This is a genomic window from Oceanicoccus sagamiensis, assembly GCF_002117105.1.
In the GTDB taxonomy this organism is placed as follows: domain Bacteria; phylum Pseudomonadota; class Gammaproteobacteria; order Pseudomonadales; family Dasaniaceae; genus Oceanicoccus; species Oceanicoccus sagamiensis.
Genome location: NZ_CP019343.1, coordinates 1,359,453 through 1,382,196 on the forward strand (window position 1 = coordinate 1,359,453; position 22,744 = coordinate 1,382,196).

The 22,744-nt window shown below is 47.5% G+C and carries 25 protein-coding genes; 15 read left to right on the plus strand and 10 right to left on the minus strand.

Annotated features, from left to right (window positions below; genetic code table 11):
• Positions 1-21 precede the first annotated feature (21 nt).
• The 7 genes from BST96_RS06115 to BST96_RS06145 all read left to right on the plus strand — a co-directional run bounded on the left by BST96_RS06115 (position 22) and on the right by BST96_RS06145 (position 6,057).
• Positions 22-609 carry a YggT family protein gene (locus BST96_RS06115; RefSeq protein ID WP_085757842.1) on the plus strand — a complete coding sequence of 196 codons (588 nt, stop codon included), beginning with the start codon at positions 22-24 and terminating at the stop codon, positions 607-609.
• A 35-nt stretch (positions 610-644) separates the two neighbouring features.
• Positions 645-1,817 carry a homoserine O-succinyltransferase MetX gene (gene metX, locus BST96_RS06120; RefSeq protein WP_085757843.1) on the plus strand — a complete coding sequence of 391 codons (1,173 nt, stop codon included), beginning with the start codon at positions 645-647 and terminating at the stop codon, positions 1,815-1,817.
• On the plus strand, positions 1,817-2,407 hold the full coding sequence (gene metW / locus BST96_RS06125) for a methionine biosynthesis protein MetW (protein ID WP_085757844.1): 591 nt from the start codon (positions 1,817-1,819) through the stop codon (positions 2,405-2,407). Before metX ends, metW begins: the two co-directional genes overlap by 1 nt.
• Positions 2,408-2,419: 12 nt before the next feature.
• Positions 2,420-2,857 carry a DUF4426 domain-containing protein gene (locus tag BST96_RS06130; RefSeq protein ID WP_085757845.1) on the plus strand — a complete coding sequence of 146 codons (438 nt, stop codon included), beginning with the start codon at positions 2,420-2,422 and terminating at the stop codon, positions 2,855-2,857.
• 9 nt (positions 2,858-2,866) lie between these two features.
• Positions 2,867-3,457 carry an RdgB/HAM1 family non-canonical purine NTP pyrophosphatase gene (rdgB, locus tag BST96_RS06135; RefSeq protein ID WP_085757846.1) on the plus strand — a complete coding sequence of 197 codons (591 nt, stop codon included), beginning with the start codon at positions 2,867-2,869 and terminating at the stop codon, positions 3,455-3,457.
• A gap of 217 nt (positions 3,458-3,674) precedes the next feature.
• Entirely contained in the window at positions 3,675-4,943 is a 1,269-nt protein-coding gene (locus tag BST96_RS06140; RefSeq protein WP_085757847.1) for a diguanylate cyclase, read from the plus strand.
• A gap of 70 nt (positions 4,944-5,013) precedes the next feature.
• Entirely contained in the window at positions 5,014-6,057 is a 1,044-nt protein-coding gene (locus BST96_RS06145; protein WP_085757848.1) for a S1C family serine protease, read from the plus strand.
• Positions 6,058-6,064: 7 nt separating this feature from the next.
• On the opposite strand, the gene BST96_RS06150 is transcribed toward BST96_RS06145, so the two are convergent.
• Positions 6,065-6,556 (minus strand): NUDIX domain-containing protein, encoded by a 492-nt coding sequence (locus BST96_RS06150; RefSeq protein WP_085757849.1) that lies wholly within the window; start codon positions 6,554-6,556, stop codon positions 6,065-6,067.
• A gap of 95 nt (positions 6,557-6,651) precedes the next feature.
• Here BST96_RS06150 and BST96_RS06155 point away from each other — a divergent pair, with 95 nt between their 5' ends.
• Both BST96_RS06155 and BST96_RS06160 read left to right on the plus strand, forming a co-directional pair.
• Positions 6,652-7,389 (plus strand): glycerophosphodiester phosphodiesterase family protein, encoded by a 738-nt coding sequence (locus BST96_RS06155; RefSeq protein ID WP_085757850.1) that lies wholly within the window; start codon positions 6,652-6,654, stop codon positions 7,387-7,389.
• Positions 7,390-7,581: 192 nt separating this feature from the next.
• Positions 7,582-8,748, plus strand: coding sequence for a GGDEF domain-containing protein (locus BST96_RS06160; protein ID WP_085757851.1), 1,167 nt, complete (start codon positions 7,582-7,584; stop codon positions 8,746-8,748).
• A 24-nt stretch (positions 8,749-8,772) separates the two neighbouring features.
• Here the strand turns inward: BST96_RS06160 and BST96_RS06165 are convergent, their stop codons facing one another.
• The 4 genes from BST96_RS06165 to BST96_RS06180 form a co-directional block, all read right to left on the minus strand.
• Complete coding sequence (locus BST96_RS06165; protein ID WP_085757852.1) at positions 8,773-9,384, minus strand: flavin reductase family protein; 612 nt, start codon at positions 9,382-9,384, stop codon at positions 8,773-8,775.
• Positions 9,385-9,409: 25 nt separating this feature from the next.
• On the minus strand, positions 9,410-10,558 hold the full coding sequence (locus BST96_RS06170) for an HD-GYP domain-containing protein (protein WP_085757853.1): 1,149 nt from the start codon (positions 10,556-10,558) through the stop codon (positions 9,410-9,412).
• Between the two features lie 65 nt (positions 10,559-10,623).
• Entirely contained in the window at positions 10,624-10,830 is a 207-nt protein-coding gene (locus BST96_RS06175) for a YdcH family protein (protein ID WP_085757854.1), read from the minus strand.
• A gap of 217 nt (positions 10,831-11,047) precedes the next feature.
• Positions 11,048-12,139 (minus strand): adenylate/guanylate cyclase domain-containing protein, encoded by a 1,092-nt coding sequence (locus BST96_RS06180; RefSeq protein ID WP_085757855.1) that lies wholly within the window; start codon positions 12,137-12,139, stop codon positions 11,048-11,050.
• Between the two features lie 182 nt (positions 12,140-12,321).
• Here BST96_RS06180 and BST96_RS20370 point away from each other — a divergent pair, with 182 nt between their 5' ends.
• Positions 12,322-12,498, plus strand: coding sequence for a hypothetical protein (locus BST96_RS20370; RefSeq protein WP_157117874.1), 177 nt, complete (start codon positions 12,322-12,324; stop codon positions 12,496-12,498).
• A gap of 161 nt (positions 12,499-12,659) precedes the next feature.
• On the opposite strand, the gene BST96_RS06185 is transcribed toward BST96_RS20370, so the two are convergent.
• Entirely contained in the window at positions 12,660-13,364 is a 705-nt protein-coding gene (locus BST96_RS06185) for a UPF0149 family protein (protein WP_240554932.1), read from the minus strand.
• 174 nt (positions 13,365-13,538) lie between these two features.
• Positions 13,539-14,174 (minus strand): riboflavin synthase subunit alpha, encoded by a 636-nt coding sequence (locus BST96_RS06190; protein WP_085757857.1) that lies wholly within the window; start codon positions 14,172-14,174, stop codon positions 13,539-13,541.
• Positions 14,175-14,291: 117 nt separating this feature from the next.
• Between BST96_RS06190 and BST96_RS06195 the strand changes: the two genes are divergently transcribed.
• On the plus strand, positions 14,292-15,110 hold the full coding sequence (locus BST96_RS06195; protein WP_157117876.1) for a mechanosensitive ion channel family protein: 819 nt from the start codon (positions 14,292-14,294) through the stop codon (positions 15,108-15,110).
• A gap of 875 nt (positions 15,111-15,985) precedes the next feature.
• On the plus strand, positions 15,986-16,192 hold the full coding sequence (locus BST96_RS06200; RefSeq protein WP_085757859.1) for a DUF1289 domain-containing protein: 207 nt from the start codon (positions 15,986-15,988) through the stop codon (positions 16,190-16,192).
• A 225-nt stretch (positions 16,193-16,417) separates the two neighbouring features.
• On the opposite strand, the gene BST96_RS06205 is transcribed toward BST96_RS06200, so the two are convergent.
• The 3 genes from BST96_RS06205 to BST96_RS06215 all read right to left on the minus strand — a co-directional run bounded on the left by BST96_RS06205 (position 16,418) and on the right by BST96_RS06215 (position 18,722).
• On the minus strand, positions 16,418-16,756 hold the full coding sequence (locus BST96_RS06205; RefSeq protein WP_085757860.1) for a nuclear transport factor 2 family protein: 339 nt from the start codon (positions 16,754-16,756) through the stop codon (positions 16,418-16,420).
• A 175-nt stretch (positions 16,757-16,931) separates the two neighbouring features.
• The gene (locus BST96_RS06210; RefSeq protein WP_085757861.1) at positions 16,932-18,092 is read right to left on the minus strand and encodes an iron-containing alcohol dehydrogenase; all 1,161 of its coding nucleotides are present in this window, start codon (positions 18,090-18,092) and stop codon (positions 16,932-16,934) included.
• Between the two features lie 123 nt (positions 18,093-18,215).
• Entirely contained in the window at positions 18,216-18,722 is a 507-nt protein-coding gene (locus BST96_RS06215; protein ID WP_169713925.1) for a DUF4124 domain-containing protein, read from the minus strand.
• 144 nt (positions 18,723-18,866) lie between these two features.
• Here BST96_RS06215 and lhgO point away from each other — a divergent pair, with 144 nt between their 5' ends.
• The 3 genes from lhgO (at position 18,867) to BST96_RS06230 (ending at position 22,744) form a co-directional block, all read left to right on the plus strand.
• Positions 18,867-20,075 (plus strand): L-2-hydroxyglutarate oxidase, encoded by a 1,209-nt coding sequence (lhgO, locus tag BST96_RS06220; protein ID WP_085757863.1) that lies wholly within the window; start codon positions 18,867-18,869, stop codon positions 20,073-20,075.
• 103 nt (positions 20,076-20,178) lie between these two features.
• On the plus strand, positions 20,179-21,018 hold the full coding sequence (locus tag BST96_RS06225; protein WP_085757864.1) for a hypothetical protein: 840 nt from the start codon (positions 20,179-20,181) through the stop codon (positions 21,016-21,018).
• Between the two features lie 367 nt (positions 21,019-21,385).
• Entirely contained in the window at positions 21,386-22,744 is a 1,359-nt protein-coding gene (locus BST96_RS06230) for a CmpA/NrtA family ABC transporter substrate-binding protein (protein ID WP_206045449.1), read from the plus strand.

Here is a 22,744-nt window from a genome sequence, read left to right on the forward strand (position 1 = left end):
CCCTGCAACAGGTACTATTTTATGGGCGCTTTGCAAGATATTGGCAATTTACTTATCCAGACATTTTTTAATCTCTATATTCTGGCTCTGTTGCTACGCCTGTTATTACAAGTAGCCAGAGCGGATTTTTATAATCCAATCTCACAATTTTTAGTCAAGGCAACCCAGCCAGTACTGAAACCAGTGAGAGGAAAGATTCCCAGTATAGGCAGCATTGATACTGCGACTCTGGTTATCGTTTTACTGCTACAAATTATTGCCACAGCACTGCTGGTTGTTATTCAAGGCTATGCCATACCCAACCCCCTCTCCTTACTGATCTGGGGTGCGCTCGGTACGGTGGGCATGGTCATTAATATTTATTTTGTGGCCATTCTGGCTTCAATTATTTTAAGCTGGGTGGCACCGGGCAGTTACAACCCTGCCATCTTGCTCTTGCATCAATTAACCGAACCGGTGATGAAACCTTTCCGCAAGCTATTACCATCCATGGGTGGGCTGGACTTATCGCCGATCTTTGTTTTTCTAACCATTAATATATTGCAAATTATTCTCAATCATTTGGCCGCCTCTACCGGCTTGCCGACAGCTTATGTGATTGGAATTTAGCCCGTTATATTTTCAACAAAGCATTGGACCAAACCATGTCAGAGCAATCTGTCGACAACGTAGCAACCGAAAGCCAGCCACAGTCTATTGGTATTGTCACGCCACAAAGCCAACACTTCGATCAACCACTGGTGCTGGCCAGTGGCAGGGTGTTATCAGAATATGACGTCGTCTATGAGACCTATGGCGAATTAAACGCGGATAAATCCAATGCTATTTTAATTTGCCATGCCCTGTCGGGTCACCATCATGCCGCAGGCTTTCATCAAGGCGATAAAAAGCCCGGCTGGTGGGATCACTATATCGGCCCGGGTAAGCCTATCGATAGCCAGCGCTTTTTTATTGTTAGCATGAACAATCTTGGTGGTTGCCACGGCTCAACCGGCCCCACCTCGATTAACCCCGAGACAGGCAAGGCCTGGCAAAGTGATTTTCCACATATGCGCTGTCGCGACTGGGTCAATAGCCAACGTAACTTAATGAAGCTGTTAGGCATTGATCAGTGGGCCGCCGTTATCGGTGGCAGTCTTGGCGGTATGCAAGCTATGCGCTGGGCACTGGAATATCCGGATGAACTGCGCCACTGCATAGTCATTGCCTCAGCCACCAAATTGACCGCGCAAAATATCGCCTTTAATGAAGTCGCCCGGCAAGCTATAAGCTCGGACCCGGATTTTCATGATGGTTTTTACATCGACCACAATGTCATTCCTAAAAGAGGACTACGACTGGCAAGAATGGTTGGCCATATCACTTATTTATCTGAAGATGGTATGGGGCAGAAATTTGGCCGCGAACTAAAAGCCGGTTCTTTTATGCTCGGTTCTGATGATGATGTTGAATTTCAGGTTGAAAGTTATCTGCGCTATCAGGGGGATATGTTTTCAGAAGTCTTTGATGCTAACACCTATATCCTAATGACCAAGGCATTGGATTATTTTGATTTGGCCAGAGAATATGGTGACGATGCCATTGCCGCTTTCAGTCACGCCAAGTGCTCGTTTTTTGTGGTCTCGTTTACCTCTGACTGGCGATTTTCGACCCAGCGCTCACGGGAAATTGTTGACGCACTGGTCGCTGCCAATAAGCCGGTCAGCTATGCAGAAATTGAAGCGGACTTTGGTCACGATGCTTTTCTAATCCCGAATAAACGCTATGAAAATGTCTTTCATGCCTATATGCAACGTGTTGCCGAGGGCTGCCAATAATGCGCTTTGATTTAGAGGTTATTCCACACTGGATAAAACCGGGGTCGAGGGTACTGGACCTCGGCTGCGGTGATGGTGAGCTATTACAAAAACTGCAAAACGACAAGCAGGTTAATGGCTTAGGCATAGAAATTGATGAAGAGCAAATTACCGCCTGTATTGGCAAAGGTTTAAATATTGTTGAACAGGATCTGAATAAGGGCCTGGCCAATTTCCAGGATGATAGCTTTGATATTGTCGTTATGGCCCACGCCCTACAAACGCTGCATGACCCCCATGTCGTTATTGATGAAATGCTGCGGGTCGGCAAAGAGTGTATCGTCACCTTTCCTAATTTTGCCCACTGGTCTTGTCGGCTACACCTCAATACCAAAGGCAGAATGCCGGTCTCCAAGTTTATGCCTTACAGCTGGTACGACACACCCAATATCCACTTTTGTACGGTAAAAGATTTTGAAGTACTCTGTGCGGAAAATGCTATCAAGGTGCTTTCAAGTACCGTCGTCAGCCATGATAGCAGTGAAAGTTTTTTAGGTGCCTTACTACCCAATCTATTTGGGGTAACAGCGGTTTACCATATCAGTCGATAACAGGCATTGATTATGTTTAGAAAATTATTGTTTTTAGTCGCCCTGGCTTTCGGCAATCTGGCTGTGGCACAACCAGACACAACGAAAGTGTTTGGTGACTACGATGTACATTACAGCGTTTTAAACTCTACGTTTATTAGCCCTACTGTTGCTCAAACCTACGGCATTGTTCGCGGCAAAGATCGCGCATTGATAAATATTGCGGTTAGGCAGCGTTTAGAACGCGGCGAAACCAGGGCCAAAAAATCCATGGTCTCCGGCAGCAGTTCTGATTTAATTCATTCAGCGCCATTAAATTTTACTGAGATTGTTGAGCAGGATGCGATTTACTATATCGCTGAACTGCGCTTTAACAATAAGGAACTACGTACCTTTACTATCAGCATCCAGCCGGATGCCAATATTGCGCCCTATACATTAAAGTTTAATAAAACCCTTTATTTCAACTAATTATTTGTTATGAAAAAAATTGTTCTCGCCAGCGGCAACAAAGGCAAGTTAAACGAATTTCAGCAACTGCTCGGTGACAGTGGTTTTGAGGTAATTCCACAGTCTCACTTCGATGTCCCCGATGCTATCGAAGATGGCCTAAGTTTTGTCGAAAATGCTATTATCAAAGCCCGCCACGCAGCAAAACTGACTGGCCTCCCTGCCATTGCCGATGACTCCGGACTTGAGGTTGATGCACTCAATGGCCAGCCCGGCATTTACTCAGCACGCTTTGCTGGCGAAGGCGCAACGGACCCGCGCAATAATGAAAAGTTATTAGCCGATCTTAAAGATATTCCCGACGCTGAACGCAGCGCTCGTTTTCAATGCCTGTTAGTTTTCCTTCGCCATGAATATGACCCCACTCCTGTTATTTGCCAAGGAACTTGGGAAGGTCGAATTTTGTTTGAACAACATGGTGACAATGGCTTTGGTTATGACCCGTTATTCTGGGTGCCTGAGAAAGGCTGTAGTTCTGCCCAGTTGCCATCAGCGGTTAAAAACCGCATTAGTCATCGAGGTAAGGCTATGCAGTTGTTGCTAGGGAGAATCGCTGAGTAGCAGGTTTAGTGAGCACTGGGAGTGGGTGGGCGCTTCCGGGGCCATCGATGGCAGGGATGGCGAAAAGCGCTCCCCGCAAGCCCCCAGCCACCTCAACTCGTTCCCGCACTGTCAACTCACCCAATCACTGGTAAAAACCCAAATCTATGCTTGAATTAACAAACCTGTAAAACAAATAACGCCCCCAACAAAAGCCAATAAACGATAGCTGGTAATAATGAAAAAAGTCCTGATTGTTGAAGATAGCAGTACCGTCACCAAGATCCTTAAGCACCTGATTAAACAGCACCCGGATATCACGGCATTATTTGCTGGCAGCCTTGCCGAGGGCCAGGCCCTTTATGAACAATATGGCGATGAAATATTTGCCGGGATTATTGATCTTAACCTGCCCGACGCCCCCAATGGCGAGATGGTGGATTATCTATTACATAAAGAGCTGCCCGTCATTGTACTCACCGCCAACTACCAGGAAGACAGGCGCGAGCAGTTACTGGACAAAGGCATCGTTGATTACATTATTAAAGAGAGTCGCTATTCCTATAACTATGCCCTGAACTTAATCCACCGGTTGGAAAAAAACCAGACGATAAAAATTCTTATTGCTGAAGACTCTCGTCCAACTCGCACCTTTATCAAAGCCTTGCTGGAAAAACATCTTTATCAGGTCATGGAAGCCTCCAATGGTCTGGAAGCGTTAGACGTCCTTAAAGACAACCCGGATATCAAATTATTAATTACCGACTACCATATGCCCGAAATGGATGGCTTTGATTTGGTGAGAGCCATTCGCCACAATGTGGATAAATCCGGGCTGGTTATTATTGGCTTGTCAGGCGAAGGCAAAGGCTCTTTGTCGGCTAAATTTATTAAAAACGGCGCCAATGACTTTTTGCAAAAACCTTTTTCCCATGAAGAACTGTATTGCCGGGTCATGCACAATATTGAAGAGCTGGAACTGATTGAACAAATCCAAGATACCGCCAACCGCGACTACCTGACCAATCTACATAACCGCCGTTATTATTTTGATAAGGGCGAAGTCCTTTATAACAATGCGGTTAATAATGACACCCCCTTTGCTGTTGCCATGATTGATATTGATCACTTTAAGCAAATCAATGATAACTACGGTCACGAAGCCGGTGATAAGGTATTAGTCTTTTTAGCGGAAGAACTTAGACTGGCCTTTTCCCGCTTTGTTGTGGCCAGACTTGGCGGCGAAGAGTTTTCTATTTTAATGCCCGGCCTAAGCAATGAGCAGGCCTTTACGCTATTGGATAAATTCCGCGGCATGGCCTCTGCAATGACTATTGATATTAATGCCGACGATGGCGAGCTGTTAAATATCTCTCTTAGCATGGGGGTTACCAATTACCTCCATGAAAGTCTGGACCAGCAACTGCATTATGCCGACCAATTACTGTATCGCGCCAAGGAAGCGGGCCGCAATATGGTCGTCGGTGATGAAGATGCCGATGAGTAATGGCTCAAGACTATCTTAAGCGTAGCCACTATCATATCATTCACTTTCCGCCGTACTCTTTAGGTCTACTATGAAACATCTCGCTCTACTTTTTATCACCTTCGTTATGAGTGGCTGCACCGCTGCCGCCGACCTTAGCACTATTTTTAAGCGGGTTGACCCTGCGGTTGTTGTTATCCAAACCAAGGAGTCGGTCACTCTGGAATCCAAACAGGGTGTAAAAAAAATTAATACCGGCGGTCTGGGCTCGGGCATTATTATTGATAAAAGCGGTTTAGTGATGACTGCCGCTCATGTGGTGGAAAATGCCGATCAGGTCAAAATCAGCCTGGCGGATGGCAGAGAATTTTCTGCCACCATTATTTCTGCATCCACTATGGCTGATGTCGCACTGATACAAATTAATGAGCCACCGGATGATTTGGTATTTGTTAAACCCTGGGATTCTGATCAGGTTAAAACGGGGGAGCAGGTTTTTGTTATTGGCTCGCCCTACGGCCTTGAGCACACCTTAACCGTCGGCTATTTAAGCGGCCGCCGCATTACTGATGGTGAAGAGAGCTTAATGGATCTGGAGTTTTTGCAAACCGACGCCGCTGTTAACCAAGGTAATTCCGGCGGCCCCTTATTTAATAAAGAGGGTCGACTGATTGGTATTGTGAGCCATATTCGCACCCAAAGCGGCGGCAACGAAGGCCTTGGCTTTGCCGCCAGTATTAATATGGCCAAAAGCCTGATGCTGGATGAAGGCCCCTTTTGGTTTGGCGCCCAATTTATTGCATTAACAGAAAAACTCACCCAGGCATTAAATATCCCCTACAAAGAAGGCTTATTGGTACAACGGGTGGCCAAGGGGTCTATCGGTGATGCTCTGGGACTTAGGGAAGGAACACTGCCCGTTAAAATCAAGGACAACACCGTTTTACTCGGTGGCGATGTTCTGGTCGAAATAGGCGGTGATACGATTTATATTAATCGCGCCGGGCGCAATCGCCTGTTTGACTATATTCACTCCATCCCCCCCGGCGGCGAAATGACGGTAACTGTGATGCGTGGTGGTAAAAAAGTGGTGCTTAGCGCAACCATTCCCGACCGCAGGGATTTGTTCAATTAATCGCGTTTTACTGTAACTGCGCGGCCAGCCAATCTTTGATCGCTGGCCCGGTGCCCATATCCCAGGGCACCACATCTTCTTTGTTTTGCAGCTTATACTCTACCAATTCTTCATTAAGTTTTATGCTGCCCGTAGCGGTCACATGAAAAACAATCAGTAACTGGTTGGCCTGATAAAAAGAATAGTTGCCGACAAACTCCGTAATCACCCCCTCCAGATTTAATTCTTCTTTTACCTCCCTGATGACCGATTGCTCTGGTGACTCCCCTTTTTCCAGAAAGCCGGTAATCAGGGCAAACCAGCCTTCGGGCCACTGTGCATTTCTAGCCAGTAGTACCTGCCCGTTATATTCAACAATAGCGGCAACCACCGGAGTGGGGTTATCCCAATGCACATAGCCACAGCCAACACCACACTGGATACGCTCCAACCCATCTAAAGGCTGGTTAATGGTAAAGGAGCCACATTGGGGGCAATATTTTATCGGGGCTTGACTCATAGGGTGGGGACCGGCCGTGTTTGATGATATTTTTTCGCAGTTTATCATCTATGCTCTAGAATGACAGTGCACCCGGATACAGCGGAAAACTGAACATGCATGACCTCCTGATCGCCCATCGCGGCTGGCAACGGCGCTACCCTGAAAACACCTTGTTAGGCATAGAGCAAGCTTTGCTGCTTGGGGCCAGGCATATAGAAATTGATATACAACTGACCGCAGACGCTGTGCCCGTACTCTGCCATGACCAAACCCTTGAACGACTTAGCGCCAGCCCACTCAATATTAATCACTGCCTTTATACTGACCTGGCCGAACACTCCGCCTATGAACCCCAGCGCCTCGGTGACCAGTTTTTGGGCACGCCGCTGTCTACCCTCGCCGAGTGCCTGACACTGCTGGCAGACTACCCGGAGACAACGCTCTATATTGAACTCAAAGTCGAGTCGGCCAAAACCTTTGGCGCCGATTGTATTTTTGAAGCTATTCACCCCCTGATTCAGCACTGCGCCAACCCCTATGCCGTGATCAGTTTTTCGCTTGAGCTGTTGCAGCTTTTTCAACAGCGAGGCGGGCATCGAGTGGTGCCCGTATTATCAAGCTGGCAGCAGGCATTTTCCGAGGAAGTTCAAATACTCAACCCTCCACTGATTTTCTGTGATATTCATTTAATCCCTGAAGATAGCACCCCCGCCGACCTGCCCTACCCCTCGGCTTTCTATGAAGTCGACAGACCAGAACTCGCTCAGCAATTGTTAAGCGAAGGCGCCGCATTGATTGAAACCTTTGCCATTGGTGAGATGCTCAACGCTGAATCTACAGCCAATACGTGAACTATTCGATAAAAACATACCAACACCGTAGCAATTGTGCTCTTTTTAGCCAATCAATAGGCAAAACGCCGGATTCACTGCTAGTATTAGCGGCACTTATTTAGCCGCATCACTGGAAGTACGGATGTTTTAACTCCAGGTCAGTTGATAGCTAAGGGATTCGCTAACTAAAAATAAAGTCTATACGCCGCTATGAGTATCAAAAATTCAGTTCTTTTTTTACCGCTGGACTATTTTGCCCTGCCTCCATTTGAGGGGGATTCATTGCAATTGTCCCGCGCTCGGGCACTAGTCGGGGCCAATTTATTTATTGCCTTGCTGATGATCATTGGCGTGCTATTTATCTATGCCGCTGATTCATTGGGGGATATGGGCAATCTGTTTATCTGGTCGTTAATTGTTCCCGGATTTATCGTTAACGGTCTGGTGCCCTTCACACTGCGGCGAACCGGCTGGCTAAGCCTTTGCCAGCATGTCACGTTATTAATCACCTTTGCCGCTATTGTGATTGGCATCTGTACCAGCGGCGGACCGGTGCTAGCGTCTAATAATCAATTAATGGTTATGCAAGCTGCGCTCTCATTATTCTTGCTGGGTATTCGCGGCGGTCTTATTTGGTCAGCCATCGTCCTGTTAACACAAAGCTTTTTATATTATTTGTTTGTCTCCGGGGTGGATTTTCCGAATATTCAACCACCGGAAGCTGCTACGGCTGGTGCGATTTTTAATTGGTTTTTAGCCTTCTGCGCTATCGTCAGTTTAATTTTGTTAATTGAACTAAGTCGCGACCAATTGGAATTCCAGCGCAATAATGAACAGGAAAAACTGCGCTATATGGCCACCCACGACGGTCTCACCAAACTGGCTAACCGCAGCTTATTTGAAGAGCGTCTAAAAGCCGCAATTGATCAAAGTGAGAGCAATGACTCTAAGGTATTATTGCTGTATTTAGACTTGGATAAATTTAAACCCATTAATGATGAATGGGGGCATGACATGGGTGACCGGGTTTTAAAAATTGTTGCTGCACGATTAAAAGCGACCACCCGTGAGTGTGATACCGTTGCCCGTTTGGGCGGTGATGAATTTGCTGTGGTGCTACCGAACCTGGTCAAAGATATTTCTGTAAATAAATTAACCGAATCCATCTACGACCGTATTACCCAGCCCATCAATCTTCATGGCAAGCATTTTAATATTGGCTGTAGCATTGGTATTTGCAGCTATCCGGAAAGCGCTAACTCCTCTGAACAATTATGGCAGCAAGCCGATGCGGCAATGTATATCGCCAAGAAAAAATCAGCGCGCTGGCATATTCATAATATCAGTGATATGAAAATTGCCGATTTTCGCAGCTGATTAAACCGCCATAAGCAGGTTGATTTATTTAGGCCGCGGCACATTAATAATGCCACCAAATAATCCATACTCATCACCGCCCAAGCGTGTAATCGGATCAATTTTATCCGCGTGAATTTTTGCCCGGCCCTTTTCATCTTCCGTAATCACCGCGTCATCCACATAAATCGCTTTCACCTCACCCAGAATCATCGCCTGTGTTGGCGTAATATCTTCAACTCGGTAACGCTCGCAAGCCAAGGCCACCCGGCAATCTTTTAAGCGCGGCAATCTAAAATCACCAAAAGCTACCGTCTCCAAACCGGTGCTATCCAGCTCTGATTCTCCGGCGGCTAATACCCGTGACGTTTCTGTAACCTGTGGCGCCATTTCCCGATGGGCAATATGAATCACAAATTCACTGCGCTCAATAATATTGTTGCGCGTATCTTTCAAACTGCCATCAGGCTTTTTTCCCACAGACAACATAATCAGCGGCGGATCGCTGGCCACGCCATTAAAATAAGAAAATGGCGCTAAATTAAAACTATCATTGCCATTATCGGATAATACCCAGGCCACCGGACGCGGTACCAGAGTTTGGATCATCGTGTAATAAACACGGCTGGGGGAAAGTTCAGAAAGATCGAAATGCATAATATAAAACTGTGTGATTAAACCATTAAAGTTGGCGGGCTCGGTGCGCCAGTAAGACCGGCTGTACGGCCCGATTAAAAATATCGACCCAATGGGCGCTGAGCTGCTTGCCAGCGCAGTCATTAATTTCTTTAACCGCACGAATAATCGGCCGTTTTTGATGGGCAGAATAAGCGCGCAGATGGGTCAGTGCATCAAAGGTATCGGCGATAGCTAAAATTTTAGCGCCATCGCAAATTTCTTTTTCACGCAGGCCATAGGGATAGCCGGAACCATTAGCGGCCTCATGGTGCTGCAAAACAATTTCTTTGGCGGGCTGCCACTGTTCCATAAATTGCAGCAGATGGGCGCTGCTTTGCACATGGGAGCGCAATAATAAAATTTCGCTATTTTCCAGCGTGCCCTCTTTATGCAACAGGTCCAATGGCATAAACGCCATCCCAAAATCATGGCAGTAAACCGCTGCCGCCATTTGGCGCTCGTCCACTGGGCTGCCACCAAGCTGATTAAGTATCAGTGCCATTTTTAAAATACGGTCACTGCGCCCCTGCCAATACTGGGAACGTTTTTCTACCGGCTCCATCAGGTCACGGAAAAAATCGAGATCATGGTCCCGGTCCAAACCCAGCTCACGGAGAAATTCATCCTCCTGCAAACGGCTACCATAACCGGGCTGGTGCTCCTCTATCACCACAGAGGGGTCCAGTCTGCGGATAAGCTCGGCAATTTTTGCCTCCTGCCCCGATTGCAAACCACCACGGCTTATATCGGCGGCAATGGCAGCCATGCTATCTCCCAGCTGCTGTACCTCTTGCTGGTCGTATTCAACAAAGCCATGGGCTTTAAAGCTATCGACAAAGCTTCTGACCCGGTCGAGTACCAGTAATACCAAATCGCTGATAAGCGGGGTGTAGTGGACTCTGCCCTCACGTAGCAGGCTGGATAAATCTTCTACCGCATTCATTAAGGGCATGGCAGGAGCAAAACCCACAATACTTAAATCACCCTTGATGGTATGGACGGAACGAAACAGGGAAAGCAGTAACTCAGTATCATCGGGCTGCCGATCAAGCATCAGCAGCGCCTGTTCACTAATCTGGTAATGGTTATTAATATCGTCGATCAATTCCCGGACTACGGCCAGGTCGATATCATCACACTGAAATACGCCCATAACGAATATGCTTTGTTGGTGTTGTTATTAGCATGAGTATAACCCAACGGTCAGAACTTTTAAGCCTAGGCATCAAGGTCGGGGATCATCATCGCTTTAATACGCTCAATATTTTGTTTGAGCCGCAGTTTTTGGCGTTTTAGCCGCTGCAATTGTAGCTGATCAATATAGGGAAATTCCTGCAAGCGCAGAATCTCGACATCAAGCATACGATGTTCGGTGCGCAAGGCGAGTAGCTGGCTACCCAGCGATGGGATTTCAGAATTTTCCATGGGCGAAAAGTAGCGTGTTAGCTGCCATAACACAACCTTTGGCGAGGGTTATTTAAAACAATGGAATAACCTCATTCCCCACCAGCCCATAACCACCCTGAACAAATACATTACCGTAGGGTGGATTACAATCCACCGCTCAAACAGCCCCAGGCAGGGATTGGGTGGATTATAATCCACCCTACGGTAATGTATTTGTTAGGGGCTGGGGTTCAGCTTAGGATTGGTACAGTTGGTTATCAACAAATTGTTTGATGGTTTGCTGGCCCGCCGTATCCATAGAGGTAAACTCCAAACTGCAGAGTACACCGTTTTCTCCCTGGTCAACTTTAACCACCCGGGCATAAATATCGGTGGTACCTGTGCCTAACAATTGCAGCGAGACTTGCATTTTGATCTCTGAGAAGGGCTCCAGCATAATGGGGCTAACCATCAACAGGCCGTTGTAACCCAGATCAACCACCTCACCCTGAAATTCTTTGCTATCCACTTGCTTGCCCACCAGGCGGTGGAAAAAACAGGGCATATGAATCGCCACCCTTGGGCTTTTTCGGATTTCCCGGCGCGGTACGGTCATCGCCCGAGGCCGTGTCGTCCCCATCAGGTCATAGAGGTGCACCGCTTCTTTTTTGCCTTTCACCCTGACTTTATTGGGCTCACCAACCAGCACAAAAGACTTGGCCATACGGTAGGTATTTTCGCTAATTAGAATTTGGCCGCGCAAGCTCTGGGCTTCAATACGGGAGGTCAGGTTCACTTCGTCACCAATGACGGTGTACTCGCGGTGATGGTCTGAGCCCAGCGACCCGGCCATCACTTGGCCGGTATTGATACCAATGCCCATAAACATTTCCGGCAGACCCAGGGCGAGGTTCTGCTCATTAAATTCTGACATGGCTCGCTGCATTTCTACCGCGCAGGCAATGGCTCTTTCAACATCATCGACACCCGATTGCGGGGCGCCAAATAACACCATAATGGAGTCGCCCATTAATTTATCGATGGTGCCACCATGCTGCACAATCACTTCGGTCATACGGGAGAAATAGCGGTTAAGTAGTTCCATCACGGTCAGGGCAGAGAAGGTTTCTGCCAGAGCGGTAAAACCGCGGATATCGGAGAGCAGGATGGTCACGCTGCGGGACTCGGGGGCGGCATCGTTAATATCGCTGGCCAGCAGCAGTTTTTCAATTTTGCCCAACAGCACCTTTTTAGCCGCGCTGCGCTCAAACTGTGTGGGCAGGCAAGATTGCACTTCCGAGCAAATACTTTCTGCTAACTCTTTGTAGTTACTACCCTTTTTAAGCATGATACACCTTTATCAGTCCTTTACTTCCGGTTTTATATCGCCATGTTCCCCAGCGGCAGAGCGAGGCTTGCACACTCAGTTAACGGCCTACTGTTATACCACTTTTGGGCGGACAAACCCAATGTGAAAAACGCCATTATTATGGGTAATTTGTGGTGGGGTTAGTAGATGGGAGTTAGTAGATGGTGCAGGTACGAGCTGAGGTGGGTAGGTCTTTCCGGGGCACGCTATTCGCCATCCATGGCCGCTCTTCGGCAGCTATCCCTGCTGCCGACGGCCCCGGAAAGACCTACCCACCTCAGCTCTGGCATCATGTTTACGCTTTCTTTCTGGTTTTTTGGGCTAGCGAATCCATTTAGCTCTAATACTCAAACCACTACGTGAACTTGAAGAGTGAGTGAGGGCTTGGGTTTAAGGGGCGTAAAAATGCAGGGAGGACGACTGAGAGATGCCAGAACCGTCCCCTTAAACCCAAGCCCTCGCTCACTCCTACGCCAACAATCAAAACCGGAGAAAAAAATCAATGCAAACAACACTTAGAAAAAACCTCACCACTGCCACAGGGGCAAGCTTCCTCATGCCCCACCGGCTCCAACGCAAGAAATAACTGTTCAGCATCAAAGTCCCAAGCGCCTTCAGCCCATAGCCTGGCAACGGACGCATAAGTCCCCAACACCTTCCAAAACAGATCGTAAGCCTCTGGCAGGTGGTCGTCGGTTAACTCCATGCCCTCCTCAAAACTGAGCTGCTGGGCATTGATCACATCCGCGAAAGTGGATGCAAGGCTTAAGGCAGTATCGACATTCTCAATCACGGTTTGGTCATTCAAATCATCGATGGCAATCATCCACAGGTCTTCCAAATAATGGTGCCCCATCAACAAACCTTCGCACCACTGAGACAGCTCCTGTTGCCACAGCTCGGAATAACGGGCACTAAACGGCAAAAAGCGGCGCTGTCTGGCCATATCGGCAATATGTTCGGAGAGGGCAACCACCTGGCGGTAGAAACTGCGGGCCTCCTGTTCATTATCGAACTGAGGCTCATCATTCAACCAAATCAGATCAAACCACTCGGAGGGACGAATGGTTTCCGGAGAGCAAGCCAGGGCAAATAAAAAACCTTGTAACTGCGGATAGCTAAGCACCGCCTCGTGACTATGCAAACGCGCCAGGCGTTCACGCAGAGACTGCTCTTGTTCCTTGTCAAAGTGAGTAAATTCCACAGTTCTCAAAATGGCGCATTAAAGGCGCGTTGCTGTCATAGATTGATGCATTGGCTGACATACTACTGTGCGATCAGACTAAATGCCATCGGATTAAAGTAGGGTGGATTATAATCCACCAAACCCTGCCCCTGATCACTCAAAACGGGTGGATTATAATCCACCCTACGGGACCTAACGCCCCTGATTTGTCATCTCAGGGTTGGCCACTAAAAAATTCTCCACCGTATCGACAATAGCCTGAGTCTGACGGTCGATTTCAAAATTAATTTTATCTCCAATAACCTTGGCGCCATGGGTGGTTACACGCAGTGTTTCCGGAATATAACAAACGGTCAGAGTATGCTCGTCACGGTCCACTGCTGCCACGGTTAAACTGCAACCGTTTAAACCGACAAAACCCTTTTCAAAAATATATTTCATTTTTTCAGCCGGGGCCCGGTAGGTGATAAATCTATTATTTTCTGGCTGCTCAATGGCAACCACCTCGGCAGTATTGTCGACATGGCCCGATATCACATGGCCGCCGATCTCAACACCCTGCTTTGCCGATCGCTCAATATTCACCACATCACCGCTGTTTAATTCACCCAGTGTCGTTAACGACAGGGTTTGTTGCATAATGTCGAAATACACTTTGGCCTGCTCAATAGCGGTAACCGTGAGGCAGACACCATCCACCGCCACACTGGCTCCTATCGCCAAATCTTCCCGAAGCGGCGCGGGCAATTCGATGGTGAAGCTGTGTAAACCCGGCTTGCGCTCAACCTTCAATAAGGGAAAGGAGCCTTGAACAATACCTGTAAACATAGATTTTTCTCGGTTATATTAATCAGCAGGCAAAGTCTGCCGCAGAAGAGCTATAGTAAAGCTTTAGCTACGCCATAATAAAACAATCATATGCAACCGCATAGGTGGAGAAGACCAATGGACGAAGAACTTCGACAGATTACCGCCATTTATGATATGGCGGTTGAGTTTTTTGTAAACTACAGCTTCCAGTTAGTCGGCGCTGTGCTTATTCTGATAATCGGCTTCTGGCTGGGCGGCAGGATCGCGGCTTTAGTGCTGCGCCTGTGTGAGCGCCATTCATTGGATGCCACTCTGGCAGGCTTTTTTGCCAACACCGCCAAGTTGCTGGTGATTGCCATTATGTCCATTATTGCCATGGGCAAACTGGGTATCAGTATCGGGCCATTTGTCGCAGCACTGGGTGCGGTTTCACTGGGTGCAGGTCTGGCAATACAAAGCCCGCTATCCAATTATGGCGCCGGCTTAAATATTATTCTTACCCGTCCTTTTGTAGTTGGCGATACCATCAAAGTGCAAGCAGTCACGGGTATTGTTAAAGAGATTCGGCTCGCCTATACCCTGCTGACCAATGAAGATGGCGTTGAAATCATCATACCCAATAAGCATATTATCGGTGAGGTCATTCATAACTCCCATGAGGACACCCTGATTGAATTGGAGGTTGGGATTAGTTATCACGCCGACCCCGACCAGGCGATTGCGGCAGTAAAACAAGCCTTGCAACATCTAGATATTTCCACCAGTCGCAACCAGCCAGAGATTGGCATCGATAATTTTGCCGATAGTAATGTCACCCTCGCGGTGCGCTTATGGGCTCCCACCATTAGCCACTACCAAATACGCTATCAAGCCAATAGCGCTATTTATACCGCACTGAAAAACGCCAATATAGAGATTGCCTTTCCACAGCGAGAAATCAAGATGCTCCCGTAGGGTGGATTATAATCCACCAGATCACTGGCATCACGTTTACACTTTCTTTCTAACCGGTAGGGTGGATTATAATCCACCGGTATAGGCTAGGCTTGGTGGATTGTAATCCACCCTACGATGGTGGTATCTCGTTTACGCTTTCTTTCTAACCGGTAGGGTGGATTATAATCCACCGGTATAGGCTAGGCTTGGTGGATTGCAATCCACCCTACGATGGTGGTATCTCGTTTACGCTTTCTTTCTAACCTGTAGGGTGGATTATAATCCACCGGTATAGGCTAGGCTTGGTGGATTGCAATCCACCCTACGATAGTGGTATCTCGTTTACGCTTTCTTTCTAACCTGTAGGGTGGATTATAATCCACCGGTATAGGCTAGGCTTGGTGGATTGCAATCCACCCTACGATAGTGGTATCTCGTTTACGCTTTCTTTCTAACCTGTAGGGTGGATTATAATCCACCGGTATAGGCTGGGCTTGGTGGATTGTAATCCACCCTACGATGGTGGTATCTCGTTTACGCTTTCTTTCTAATCTGTAGGGTGGATTATAATCCACCGGTATAGGCTGGGCTTGGTGGATTGCAATCCACCCTACGATAGTGGTATCTCGTTTACGCTTTCTTTCTAACCTGTAGGGTGGATTATAATCCACCGGTATAGGCTGGGCTTGGTGGATTGTAATCCACCCTACTATGACCGCTTCAAATTGGTAGTATTTAACGGATTAAGCAATATAAGTGGAATTGAGTGGTAATAGTACAACTCACCCTAAAAGTCGCTAGGCAATAAATCATGAGTGGTTATACACTGAAAGCATACTTTATAGGCGGTGGACACCTTTCACCCTCTAGACGCTGTATTAGGAGGGACTCCGATGAGCATTAACGCGGTATTAATCGAAGAGACAACACAAGACAACAACCCCTGTGTCAGGAACTGTTGTCTGGATGACACTAAAGTCTGTATGGGTTGCGGCCGCAGCCTTGCGGAAATATTAGAATGGCATAATGCCGATAGCCCACGCCAGCAACAAATCAGCCAGCGAGCCAAACAACGTATGGGGCAAAGGCCGGGGTTTTAGTGCACTTTAAAGCTGGGAAAAATACGCCAGTAAAACCAAGCCCATAGCCAACGTTATCAACTGCGGTAAAATTCTGCCTTTAACCATCTCACTCTCCCCTTTATTAAGGTCAACGCGAGTTAGCTACTTGTTATTATTGGAAATTTAACCCGCGCTTTCAGTATAGGATATTTTGGCAAAAAGGCCTGATTGGCTGCGACAGTCACTAGATTGATGGGTTATTAGCTAATGCCACTGCGTTACTTTACTACCGCGAATTTCAAACTCGCCCTTCACAGCAAACTCACGCCAGTCACCATTAATTAAATGACGGACGCGGCCTTCGGTAAGCACACTGCCAGCTTCTGTTTCCTGCAAATGGTCCAACTGCCAGTCCACCTGTTCAACCTGATCCTCCACACCGGCAATAATATGCCAAATCGCTTCCTGGCCAATGGCTTTGCTACCTTGAGGGTGATGATAAACGGAATCATCGGAGAAAAAAGACAGAATACGGTCTTTATCATTATCACTAACGGCATCGATTAAACGCCTAATAACTTGCTGGTTTCTACCCGCTTTCATGAGTCTCCGCCCTTGCTCACACTGTGAGTGTTGTTATTATTGTAGTGAAAATCTAATTAAATCAGCAGCTTAAAAAAACAAACAGTTTTGACTGATTTATGCCTGGGGTCATCATACCCCTATCCGCCAAGCCTCTGCAATCCCTTAAAAATTACATGGTTATTATTTGATCAGCCTACTGCCAAACACTGCTATAGAGCGCCTCTATCTGTTGCTGGTCTGGAATAAGCGGGTTGTTATTGGGTGAGCCCGAAGCCAGCGCCTGCTGAGCCATGGTGCTAATCACACTCATATAGCGGCTGTTATCAATACCGTAGGCTTGGGGGGATGGGACAGAGAGATCGGCGTTTAATTGGTAGAGACCATCCAATAAAGCAATACCCGCAGCCTTGTCGCTATCGGCCGCCGAAGCCAACCCCATTGCCCGTGCGCAATCGGCATAGCGCTGGGTCGCACCGGGGAGAGAGAACTCCGTTAGCTGTGGCATAAGCATCGCATTGCTTAGGCCGTGGGGGACATGGAAAAAAGCACCCAATGGGCGGCTCATACCATGAATTAAAGTCACCGAAGCATTGGAAAAAGCCATGCCACCCTGAGTCGCTGCCAGCATCATGGCCTCACGGGCAGCCCGGTTATCGGGCTCATCACAGGCCGAGCGGATATGTCTGGCGATAGCAGACATAGAGGCCAGGGCAATACTGTCAGTAAAGGTATTGGCTTTGCGGCTCACATAAGCCTCCATCGCATGGCAGAGACTATCAATACCGGTATCGGCGGTTAAGCGGTAAGGCATACTCATCGTTAATTCGAAATCCACCAGCGCCGCGGATGGCATTAGGCCAACGCCCAGGCACATCATTTTTTCCTGAGTCTCGGTGTCGGTAACAACCGTTACACGGGTGGCCTCGGAACCCGTACCCGCGGTAGTAGGGATAGCAATAATAGGGGCGCCTACGGGTACCGGGTTGGGTGCCTTATAGTCACGCATCGCACCGCCGTGAATAGCCAATACCGCAACCGCTTTGGCAGTATCAATAGAGCTACCGCCCCCCAGTGCCACAACAGCATCAAAGTCACCCTGCTGCCAATACCTCACGGCAGCGGCGACGGAATCCGTGGTTGGGTCCGGTACACAGTCGGCAAATACGCCGTGCTCAATAGCCCCATCCTTAAGACACTGCACTATGCGATCCACATAGCCGCACTGCTGCATAAAAGGGTCTGTGACCAACATTGGGCGGCTGGCACCGAGTTCGGCCAATACCTCTGCGAGCTGGCCACTGGCTCCGGCACCGATACGTAAAATATTGGGAAGGTAAATCGAAGAGGCTACCACTGTTTATCTCCAGGCCCTTTCTTCAAGGCCTATGATTATAAGTATGCTTATAACTATTTTAGGCCCGAAAAAATACCATGCCCAAGGGCTAAAGTATATTGGTGGCTGCTGCCCGCTAAAACGTTATCGCGAACTGGCTTTCAATTGCGGCATCAGGGCAATCATCTCTTTTTCCAAAGATTTATCAGCCCTTTTACAGTGAGTCATGGCCGAGCTCCCACAAGCGCCACACTGACGCAGAGACTTTTGTGCCGCAAAGAGATATTTATGCTCTACCGATGACAGCTGTGCTAAACGCTGATCAATAGCATCCAGTGTTTTTGCAAAGGCTTGCTCGCGGTTTTTACAGTCGATAATCGATTGCATATCGGCCCCCTGACTTACTGCATTGTCTTTGCCGGTATTGACTAAGACCTGCATATCGCGCCATAGCACATGAGCAGCAGAGTCACCGGTTACCGACTCAACCGCACAGGGGGTATGACTAAAGGACGGCCTGCCATGGCTATCCACACACTGGTAAATGTCTGCCACAGCCATGGCTGGCATAAGCAGTAAGGCACAATAAACGATAACTCGCTGACAAATATTCTGATAACAGCGACGGTGGATTGTTAGCAGTAAATCCATTAAAAAAGCTCCATTGATAACGCAATAAATAATAACCGCGATTATCATACCGAAGGCCATTCAAGAGTCAAAGTTAAGCACACACTATTAAGCATTCTCAGATATACTGGCCAGAAATAATCGCTAATATCTCGGTATCTATCTATGCCAAACACACTCTATGACTACACCATTATTGGTGGCGGTATAGTCGGTGTGTCAGTGGCATGGCAATTAAAGCAACGCCTCCCCCATGCTTCCATCCTGCTTATCGATAAAGAAAGCCAACTCGCACAGCATCAAACCGGGCACAATAGCGGCGTGATCCATGCCGGTGTTTATTATGCACCGGGCAGCCTGAAAGCAGAGCTCTGTAAAAAAGGCGCGGCGGCCACCTTAGCGTTTTGCCGGCAGTATGGGATTGCGGTCAAGCAACCGGGCAAATTACTGGTAGCTTGCAACGCGCTGGAACTGCAACGGATGCAAGCCCTGCAACAACGCTGCCAGAAAAATGGGATTGGCGTGACCGCCTTAAACCAGCAACAGCTAAAACAACAGGAACCGAATATTACCGGGCTGGGTGCGCTACTGGTGGAAGATAGCGGCATTGTTGATTACTCACAAATCACAAAAACTATGGCTCGCTTATTTCAACAACAAGGGGGCCATGTGCAACTCAATACGCAGTTGCAGGCTGCGGTCGAAAACCGCGATAACATTAGCCTTACCACCAATCGTGGAGCCATCACCAGCCGCTATGTCATTGCTTGCGCAGGTCTGGCTGCCGATAGAGTGGCCCGATTGCTCAATCTGGCTATCGATTTTTCTATTGTGCCTTTTCGGGGCGAATATTATCAGCTCTCGCCAGAAAACCATGACCTTATCCAGCGGCTGATTTATCCCATACCCGATCCGGCACTGCCGTTTTTAGGTGTGCATCTAACACCTATGATCAATGGCGGAATTAGCGTGGGACCCAATGCAGTATTAGGGTGGAAGCGGGAAGGTTATGGCCGTATCAATTTTAAGCTGAAGGATGCTATCGACATGCTGAGGTTTCCGGGTTTCTGGAAACTCTGCCGCTCCCAGTATCAATCCGGTATCAGTGAATATAAAAATAGCCTCTATAAACGTGGCTACCTTAAACAGATACAAAAATACTGCCCGCAATTAACCCTGCAAGACCTGGAACCCTACCCAAGCGGTATACGCGCTCAGGCGGTATTAGCTGACGGCTCACTGGTACAGGATTTTCTGTTTGCCGAGTCTGCCCGCAGCCTGCATGTCTGTAATGCGCCCTCCCCCGCCGCGACCTCGGCGATCCCTATCGGGGACTATATTTGCCAACGGCTGCAAGAAAAAACCAGCGTCTGAAAAGCGCAGTGATGGCGCAGTATTTGCAATCCACCCTGTAATAAGCACAACTAACACCAACACTGTGCGTTTTTAACCCATAAACAGGCAAAGGCTGCAAACCGTGCACTTAATTGAACCGCAAACGTCCCAAAGTGAAGCATTAAGCACCACCTTCAAGCAACTTCAACAGGGATTAACCACGTTAAAATTATTGTGCCAACTGACCCAACTACTGCAACATCACCGCGGCTCCAGCATGGCCTATTTAAGTGGCTCCCAGGACTTTCTGCCGCAGATTGAAAAACTTCAGCTCAGTATTGAAACAGCGCTGCAATTAATCAATGAGCTCAATCATAGCTACTACCGCTGTATCCCTGAAGACTTACTCAACAACATTAATAATGATTGGAAAACCATTGCTATGGGTTGGCAGCAAGATCAGGTAATGCCTAATTTTGAATTTCATAGCCATCTGGTGGACTCATGCAATAAATTATTGCGCCTGTGCATGGTGGAACAGCTAAGACCGTTAATGCTTCAGGGCAATAGTCGCCATCAAAACCTGCTTGAACTGATCTTTATTACCTTCCCTAACAGCATAGAAAATCTGGCCATGCTAAGGGGCCTGAGTACAAATGTGGCGGTGATAAAAGCCTGCGGAACAGAGAGCCATGCCAAGATATCTTTTTTGATTAAAGAGATAGAGCAGCAAAACAAAGTGCTGCTAGGGGACATTATTACTATAAAGTCTGATATCGACTTGATTAAAAACTATCAAAAGCCGCTGCATAAATTCTTATTAACCGTCAAACTCTCTATTCTCGAAAGCCCTGACATCACAGCCGATAGCTCACAGCTATTCAAAATGTCCACAGATATTATCAATACGCAATGGAATGCAGTCGGCCAGGGCATGCAGCGCATTGAAGACAGCCTTTATCGTCTATTAATCAGCGCCTGAATATTTATCGTTTAATTTTCAGGTTTATGCCCTTTTTTGGGAACAGCCTGCACCACCCTCTTCCATAACAATCTTTATGCCTGCGAACCAGCATTGTGCACGCTGCCTCTTTGGCATCATTGCAGAGCACAGCCCTTTAGCCATATAAAAAATAGCGCACTCCAGTGAAGCAAAAGCTGTTTTCTATGCACCAAATATTTGCAGAACCGTGTTTTTAGCCGATTGTAATTTTCTGGCACAGGCATTGCTAACACCTAAGCAGTGATTTCTATTCTGCAAAACCAATCACTTGCAGAACGACCAACTAGCGGAGTGAAGCATGATATTCAATCAACAAAAATCGTTAAGAAAAACAATAACACGGACAATGGCCGCTATCGCCACAGTGGCGGCCAGCAGCTTTTTTACACTGCATAGCAGCGCCAATGCTGAGGAACTGGGCTGGCCAGAAAAAGAAGAGCTAACTTTTGGCTTTATTAAACTAACCGATATGGCACCCATCGCCATTGCTTATGAGAACGGCTACTTCGAAGATGAAGGTTTATATGTCACCATCGAAGCACAGGCTAACTGGAAAGTATTATTAGACGGCGTGATTGATGGCCGCTTGGATGGCGCGCATATGCTAGCGGGCCAGCCCATCGCCGCAACAATGGGTTTTGGTACCAAGGCTCATATAATTACGCCTTTTTCTATGGACTTAAATGGCAATGGTATTACGGTTTCCAATAGCGTCTGGGAGCAGATGAAACCGAATATTCCCAAAATGGCGGATGGCCGGCCGGTACATCCGATCAAAGCCGATGCTTTAAAGCCAGTGGTTGAACAATATAAAGCCGACGGCAAACCTTTTAATATGGGTATGGTTTTTCCCGTTTCCACACATAACTATGAACTGCGCTACTGGTTAGCCGCAGGGGGTATACATCCTGGCTATTATGCACCGCATAAAGGTGACAACTCAGGAAAAATTGATGCTGACGCGCTACTCTCAGTCACCCCACCACCACAAATGCCAGCTACTTTAGAGGCAGGCACTATTTATGGTTACTGTGTGGGTGAGCCCTGGAACCAACAGGCGGTATTTAAAGGTATTGGCGTACCCGTCATTACCGATTATGAAATCTGGAAAAACAATCCGGAAAAAGTCTTTGGCATTACCGCTGAATTTGCCGAAAAATATCCCAATACAACCATTCGCCTAACCCGTGCTTTAATTCGCGCAGCACAATGGCTAGATGAAAATAATAATGCCAACCGCCCGGCAGCCGTAAAAATTCTTTCACAATCTAATTATGTGGGGGCTGACTATGACGTCATAGCCAATAGCATGACTGGCACCTTTGAATATGAAAAAGGCGACAAACGTGAAATACCTGACTTTAATGTGTTCTTCCGTTACAACGCCACCTATCCCTACTACTCCGATGCCATTTGGTATCTGACACAAATGCGTCGCTGGGGACAAATCTCCGAAGACAAATCCGATAGCTGGTATATCGATATGGCAAAAAGTGTTTATCGCCCCGACATTTATCAAAAAGCCGCTGAGTCTTTGATCGCAGAGAAAAAAGTTAAGGCCACGGACTTTCCCAACTTTGCAGAAGAAACGGGCTTTAAACCAGCGCAAAAAGATTTTATCGACAATATTGAATTTGATGGCAGCAAACCTAATGCCTATATCGATAGCTTTGCCATAGGCCTGAAACAAGGAGACCTGCTGTAA